At 42.7% G+C, this 7,149-nt stretch carries 8 protein-coding genes and 1 pseudogene; 2 read left to right on the top strand and 7 right to left on the bottom strand.

The genetic code is table 11. From position 1 onward, the window contains the following. Nucleotides 1-18: 18 nt before the first annotated feature. The 7 genes and pseudogenes from GPK83_RS15800 to GPK83_RS15830 all read right to left on the bottom strand — a co-directional run bounded on the left by GPK83_RS15800 (nt 19) and on the right by GPK83_RS15830 (nt 5,431). Complete coding sequence (locus GPK83_RS15800; RefSeq protein ID WP_252196397.1) at nt 19-516, bottom strand: antirestriction protein ArdA; 498 nt, start codon at nt 514-516, stop codon at nt 19-21. An 89-nt stretch (nt 517-605) separates the two neighbouring features. Further along, nucleotides 606-1,565: a toll/interleukin-1 receptor domain-containing protein gene (locus GPK83_RS15805; RefSeq protein ID WP_215705225.1), complete on the bottom strand. Its 960-nt coding sequence runs from the start codon at nt 1,563-1,565 to the stop codon at nt 606-608. A 128-nt stretch (nt 1,566-1,693) separates the two neighbouring features. Beyond that, nucleotides 1,694-1,915 carry a hypothetical protein gene (locus GPK83_RS15810; protein WP_215705226.1) on the bottom strand — a complete coding sequence of 74 codons (222 nt, stop codon included), beginning with the start codon at nt 1,913-1,915 and terminating at the stop codon, nt 1,694-1,696. 51 nt (nt 1,916-1,966) lie between these two features. Then, nucleotides 1,967-3,171, bottom strand: a pseudogene (gene mobT, locus GPK83_RS15815) (MobT family relaxase). Nucleotides 3,172-3,341: 170 nt separating this feature from the next. After that, nucleotides 3,342-4,739: an FtsK/SpoIIIE domain-containing protein gene (locus tag GPK83_RS15820; RefSeq protein WP_215705227.1), complete on the bottom strand. Its 1,398-nt coding sequence runs from the start codon at nt 4,737-4,739 to the stop codon at nt 3,342-3,344. Nucleotides 4,740-4,777: 38 nt separating this feature from the next. Then, nucleotides 4,778-5,095, bottom strand: a complete 318-nt coding sequence (locus GPK83_RS15825) for a YdcP family protein (RefSeq protein WP_215705228.1) — start codon at nt 5,093-5,095, stop codon at nt 4,778-4,780. 21 nt (nt 5,096-5,116) lie between these two features. After that, a complete protein-coding gene (locus GPK83_RS15830; protein WP_002578441.1) occupies nt 5,117-5,431 on the bottom strand; it encodes a YdcP family protein in 315 nt (104 codons plus the stop codon). A gap of 749 nt (nt 5,432-6,180) precedes the next feature. On the opposite strand from GPK83_RS15830, the gene GPK83_RS15835 reads away from it, so the two are divergent. Together GPK83_RS15835 and GPK83_RS15840 are read left to right on the top strand one after the other, a co-directional pair. Next, nucleotides 6,181-6,417: a hypothetical protein gene (locus GPK83_RS15835; RefSeq protein WP_215705229.1), complete on the top strand. Its 237-nt coding sequence runs from the start codon at nt 6,181-6,183 to the stop codon at nt 6,415-6,417. Between the two features lie 117 nt (nt 6,418-6,534). Next, on the top strand, nt 6,535-7,149 hold a 615-nt coding region (locus tag GPK83_RS15840), incomplete at its 3' end, for a hypothetical protein (protein ID WP_215705230.1).

Below are 7,149 nucleotides of genomic sequence, written 5' to 3' on the forward strand. Positions count from 1 at the left end.
ACCTAAAGCGGTTTCCGCCTATCCGGACAGGTGGTTTCCATTTTTCCGGACAGACGGCTTCGCCGCAACGGAATATTCATCCCGACCAATGGCAGCGTAGTCGATATGGTTCAACAGGTCTGGATGTACTTCTCCAAATATCTGTACTTCCTGCACCAAATAACGGGCGAGGGATTCTCCGTCCTGCACCGGATAGCAGCGTATTTGGTCTTTGTGGTCGATAAATTCCGTAAAGCTGGGAAACCACCGCTTTTGTACCACATCCATTTCATAATAGAGGGGCGTTCCCTGCATTTCCTGTATCATCCGGCAAAGGGCGTTGATTTCCCAGAGCCTTGTGTTGCCCTCCAATGGAAACGGCAGCTCATAGTCTTCAATTTCGATTTCTTCCTCACTCTGCCCCCCAAGACGTTCCCTGATTTCTTCAAAATCCACAGGACAGGAAAACCATGCCCCAGGATATTCCTCAAAATCTTCATGATAAAACCGTGTGGTGTTCAGGATGTAGATTCTCATTTCCTCAATCAGTATCACGTCCTTTCTTTTACTTTTCAAATAAAAAAGCAGCTAATCATTAAAAATGTAGTTAGCTGCTTGATTTTTATTTAGTTGTTTTCAAACTGAATAAAGTTTTTGTAAGAGTCCTCATCAATTTGGGATAAATCATTATGCTTCTCAGCAATTATAGACCTATATTTTTCATATAAATTTTTACATTTCATACGCCAGCGTTTATTTCTTGACATATCAGCATTATGCAATAAAACCATTAATATTTCTTCATAATTAAATATTTCAATAAATTGATTAAGTACAGGATGGTTTGGGAAACTTTGAAGTCTTATTAAGGTTTTTTCTAATACGTTTATTAATTCTTCAAAAATCATTTGATTCTCAGTGTACATTTCTCTATTTCTGCTATACGTACTCATCTGAATATGCTCCATATAGTCAGGAGGAAGGAGTTGCTGTGGGTTAGATAATATAGCACTTTGCTTCCTTAGTAATTGTAAAATTTCTTCAAGGGGATTGTTTTCTTCTGATTCAGTAATGTGTCCTTTTTTATTTTGTGAATCTCCTTTTTGTGAAAATTTGTTGATTAAATCCATAGCCTCAGCTTCTAGTGAATCCCACATTGCATTAAAGGTATTTTCAAGCACTTTGCTATCTAGTGGAGTATCTAACGCTTTATTAATAGATTCAATAAGTTGAAAAAAGTCTGCTTTTTCAAATCTGGTAGCCTGATAACGTGACAATGGTCCTTTTATATCAGATGGCTTAATGTTTACCATTAGAGCTGTGACTTTTGAATCTAGAGATTTTGCGATTGCACCAGCTTCAAAGTTAATCCACGGTGCAGAAGTATTGTCTGATGTAAGACAAATAATGCCATATTTGCATTCTGATAATTCAGAAGAAATAGTTTTATCCCAATTATCGCCTTTTTCAATATCCTCAGGTGAAAAAAAGACGTCTACAGATTGAATAATACATGGAATCCATTTTTTTAAAACTTCTGCAATTTGACAGCTTAATTCTCCTGACCAGCTAACAAATGCTTTCATAATAAACACTTCCCCTTTACAAAACATTTTTTGATAAATTTAGACAAATTATATTAACGAGATTATAACATAAAAATGTTTTGCCGTATAGAGAAGATGTTATAGAGAGGAATGTTTATCGTAGTAAATTATGCACCGATAATCTTATTGAACAGTTCCAATAAGATGTCCTTTACACCGTTCGCATTGAAGACCAGACCGACTGCTACAAGGGACACCACCAGAAAACCGATAAGTTTGGAAAATTCCCTCTTAAATCCGAGGTACAGTCCAATCACCACGATTGCCAACAGCACAAGGGACTGGGCGTTGGATAAAAACCAGTTGTAAAGATTCTGTCCGAAATTCATAAAAGCTCCTTTCTTTCCTGTAAGAGTTCTTAGGTTCTAAAATTGCTGCCGTTAAAGCACCACCTCCTTTGCAGCGGCAGCTTGCTGCTTCAGGATTTTTTCATGCTTCTCCGTCAGCCTTGCATGGGTGATGATGTCATGGACAATCTGGGTGTGGTTCATCTTATCCAGACGGAGAGCCAGTTTTAACGTGGGGGCTACCTGATGGGAGAGCCAGTGCAGGGTGCGTTCAAAGGAATACGGTTCCGGTTTGGTTGTCAGTTTCAGGCTTCCCCTGTGTTCCCCCATAAACCACGCCCATTCCTCATTGATACGCCAGTCAGAACGGGGCTTTGTATCGTCCCTGTCCACAAACCGGACATAGCGGTTGATGATTTGAAAGGCTGTCCGTTCTGGATTGTCATGCTCTAACAGGTCACGGATGGCGTAAAAGGCACGCTCATTTTTCAGCCGGATTTCAAAGCGGTTCTTTACCTCTGCGTCTGCAATGGGAATATCATGCTTTTTGTACTGCTCATAGTCCTTTTCGTAAATGCAGAAGTATACTTCACTTTGGAGGGAGCCGATATACAGGGTGTTCCCCATACATTCTTTTTCCCTACGCCGTACCAGTTCACCGCTGCGGTAGCTCTTGAAGCTGCGGAAGACCGAGATACATTCCTCATTCCGGCACTTCTCTGTCAGATGGGGAATGTTCAGGATTCCCGTTTTATCATTGATGGCAAGGTCAAGCCGCTTCATCACGCCGTCCTCCATGAGAACATCCATAAAAAATCATACCAGCTCCGTTCCTGTGCCAGAAGATAGCTTTCAAACTGGCGGCAACCACGCCCTTTCAGTTCCAGCAGCACCCCTTTTTCCAGTTCCGGCGATACCAGAACGAAAATATCACCCAGATAGTAATGCTCCGTGTACGAGTAGAAGCCGTAGTCTTCATGGATAAAGTAGGGCAGCTTTAGCCGCAGCACATCTTCCACGATATGCTTCACATCCGTAGTGGGGAAGCGAATCCGCACATAGTCAAAGAGCATTTCAAGGGGAGCGTCTGGATTGAAGCGTTCCAGAGCTTCCGTGATGGCTTCCTGTAATGCTTCGGGTGGATGAGCCTTGCCCGTTTCAATATCGCTCAGGTACGGACGAGTGATTCCGGCAGCTAAGGCAAGTTTCTGTTGTGAGATACCGTAACTTTCCCGTTTCTCTTTAATGTCCCGTACCCATGTTTCTTCATTCAGTGAAAATCCCTCCTGTCTAAAAATGCGTATGTCAACTTTCAGAGTTTTGTTGACATACGCCGGATATGGGGAAAATCCCTTGTGTACCGTGGGATTCTGCCCTGTTGTTTGGTTGTTGCCTGTCGATTTGTACCCCTCTGTTAGATACGAGGGGTTCCTGCTGGCGTGCCTTGCGGCACACCAGCCACAGCAGGTCAGTCCGTTTCTGCGGCTTTCGCTTCGCACGCCGCCTGCACTTCCTGCCTGCTGTCTATCAGTTTTTTTATTTCTTTGAGGAAATCGTGTCCTTTTGGCACAAGGGGCGTGTAAAATTCCGAGATAACGCTGGTTCCCACATCCACATAGCCACGCCCCTTTATCTGCTTTAGGAAGAAGTCCTTTGTGGTTTCCCCGAACATCATCCCATAGCCCATTTCCGACATCCGCCCCAGAGCCACACGGAAATTGAACTGGTCACGGATTCCGTCCCCCAGATACTTTGCGTCTGGACGCTGGCAGGCGAGAATCAGGAAGAAGCCAGCCTGCCGCCCAAGCATAACGATTTGTTTTAACTTGTTGAGGACGGCGGCGTTTTCTTTTGTGCCGAGCATTTCCATAAATGCCACATATTCATCAAAGATAAGGAAATGTGCCGGAAGTCCCAAGTAAGCGTAATTTTCCCCTGTCCGGTAATTCTCCATGAGCTTCATGTCTTCGCTGCGTTTCATCATTTCTTCATAGAAACGGTCAATGCAGGCGAGCATATCTTCCTTTTTGTAGTACACATCCGGCATAACCGCCTGTAAATCCGCAAGGTCAGCGTTCTTTGGGTCTAACACGAACAGGACGGCGTTAGTGCGGAGCAGGGCTTCCATGAGGGTCAGGATGAAGTAGGTCTTTCCGCCGCCGGTTCCTCCGGCAATGAGCATATGGGGGAGTTTATCATACTCCCACCAGACATTTTTCATGAGCCGGAGCCTGCCGTCCTTTGCCTGTACATCCTCAATGGAGATACGGTTGGCAATGGTATCATAGAGCAGAGTGTACTCCACATAGGAATCCTTTAATTCCTTATCCGTCAGTTCACAGTACAAGCCGCTTTCCAGCTTTCTCTCCAAGTTTAAGAGCTGTTCCTGATATTTCCCCAAGGTGATTTCTACACGGATATGGAGCAAGCCCTGTTTCATCCGGTAGTAGATTTTGGGAAAGTAAGTGATGGTTTCTTTGGAACGGCTGGAAGACAAGTCCTTGAAAAAAGCGTCTTCCTTTTTCTGTTCCGATTCATACCACTTGTTTTCCAACACCATCCTTGCCAGCTTTTGGCGGTGGATGAGCTGCTTTACTTCATCCCTCCGGTATCGCCAGAACAGAAGAACGGCTGCAAGACACACCAACCCTGCTACGCCCATACTGAATAACAGGTAAGGGATGTTTACATCCTGTATTATCTGGGAGAGGGACACTTCCTGCCAGTTGGCTCCGGCAATCTGCCCTGTATGAAACAGCAGGACAACCAGCAGGAAGACAGGGAACAGGGCGGCAAGGGCAGTATGGGACACAAGGTCTTTATCCGTGGGGCGGATACGTTTTCCACGGGGAAAAAGCTGCTTCATGGGAACAATCCTCCTTTCGCTTTTCTCTTATTTAGTTGTTATTTTGTAGGGGGAGCGTCTTTCTTCGGTGTCTGGGGATTCATGGCAGCCCCTTTTTTCAGGACAATATCCTCTGCCTTGATGTACCAGTCCACCTCTGCGTTGTAATCGAGCTCCTTTAACGGCACGCTGGCAGGGATGGAAACCTGAATCATACGCCCCTGTCCTCTGGATTTTAAGTCATAGGTACGCTCCTTGATTTCTTCTGATACCGAGCCGTCTTCATTCTGGAGGTGAACCTCACGGCGGAGGGCAGAAAATTTCAATGCCCCGAATGTTGCTTCCTTGTCAATCACGATTCCGTTTGCTAATCTCATAGTCTGATGTCCTCCTTTTCCTTACGCTTTTACCATATCGTCAGCGTGCAAAATGTAGTTGGTAAAGCCCCTTGTGCCGATTTTATAGCCCTCTGCGGTGATACGGGGATTGACGAGCTTTACACGTTCCTCAAAGTCAAAATGCTTCTCTCCGGCTTCGGCAGGGAGGATAACCACAATATCATCCGCCCTCTGCACGTCTGAATAAAGATTGAAGCTGCGGGAGAGTACCGCCATGCGTCCGTTGATTCTTCTCTGTTCTGTTTTGTCTTCTCCGGCAAACTCCAAGTTGCCGAATGTCTTTTCCATGTTGGGGATAACAAATTTTAATTCCATATAGATGTACCTGTCCTTTCTGAATGTTGTGTTTGATAGTTGGTTTTGGGTTCTGGTCTGGAAGCGGAGGGGAACGCTCCGGCGGTGGTGATTTCTTCGTGGTATCACATCCTTTCTGGGACTATTGAAGAAATTACAGGGTTGTGATATTATCTAGGTGTTAAAAATTAAATAGTCATGGTTAGGATTGTTAGCTTGCGTTTTTTCATGTAGCTCTGTCATGTACTCCCAACAACTTAAAAGTAGATTTCAGTGGAGATTTATAATATCAGGAGGTATGCTTATGACAATAATAACAACTGTAAAAAGCATTATGGTGGGCGACGGAATTTCTGGGAATTTTTGCTAAAGTGTGCAGGGGCAATGGAAAAAATTACGGCTGGTATGACATGAAGAATCCGGGAGGGTCAAATCTCCAATTCCCATCGGGGCTGTTTTCAGCCCCATTTAATTTTGAAACAAAAAATAGACGCTCATTGTTGAACGTCTATCTTTGGATGATATTGAGGTTTGCCGGTCTATTTTATAAAATCTGAATGTACTTCGATTGCATTTTTATTGCATTTTTAATTTTTTTTCATATAGATTTTAGTGGTTGATAGTTCCTGAAAATGCCTTAAAATCAATGATTTTCACTTGTATGGCATACTGTCTGTCTGGAGTTTGAGTAAGGTAAATGTTCTCGTCCCACTAAGACCCATCCAAGTGTCCAGGTGAAAAAGAACATAAAAAACATGAAGCAGAGTCAGATGAATTTCAAAGAAATTCGTCTGGTCCTGCTTCTTTTTTTGCAGCTGCATCCACTCCATGCATCCCATTCCCAAGCCCTCCCAAGCTCCTTCTTCAATCTCGAAAACAACCGGGAAAGTAAGAAAAAGACTTGGTTTATACTTAGATGGGAAGATGGGGAGGGAGGAAAGCAGAAGAGGCTTGGAATTTTCTCGTCCCGGAAGGTCGATTTTCGGGTAGATAAGAGGTTGATTTGAACATTGACAAAAAATTAAAAGATTGATATCATATACATATACAATATAGAGAAAATAATTTAAATGTCAATTTATAAAAGTATAAAGAAAATATAAACAGATTATAAAGGATGACACATGAACAAGGCAGAAAAATCACAAATAATAGTCCTTATTGCTTGCTTTGCTTGTGTTTCTTTGTCTGCAGCTTTAATATGGAATTATTATAAAAAGCCAGCTGATGAGGACGAAGCATTGATAGTTACAATAAAATATCCAGAATATGAAAATGCTGTTATAACACCGGTTTCTACAATGGAATGTGCTATAGATAATGAGTTTTTACATGAACTTCAACAAATATCAAGTAGTTCCGATGGAAATACGGATGAACATAGCTATAATTATCAATATGATACAGTACCTGATAGAATTTATATAAAGGCACCGGATATTTATGTATTTGAACAGGGCAAATCAAAATCATCAATGACACCATGTAGCGTTGGAAGTATAGCTTATTATGATGATGCACCTTGGTTTTCCATTACCGCAGTTACTATAGACAAATTATATACAGGAGTTTTTGATATAACTATTTTTATTAAAGCTTTTAAGGATATTGTTCCAGTAATGACAACACTAAAAATAGGAGATGTTGTTTTAGATGAAGGTAAAGGTCAAATCCTTCGCCCCACGCCAAATACAGCGCCGCTCATTTGCGGCGCTTGCTATAGCACTCAGCCGGAAGAT

This window comes from Clostridium sp. MCC328 (genome assembly GCF_018785465.1).
Lineage (GTDB): Bacteria > Bacillota > Clostridia > Lachnospirales > Lachnospiraceae > Pilosibacter > Pilosibacter fragilis.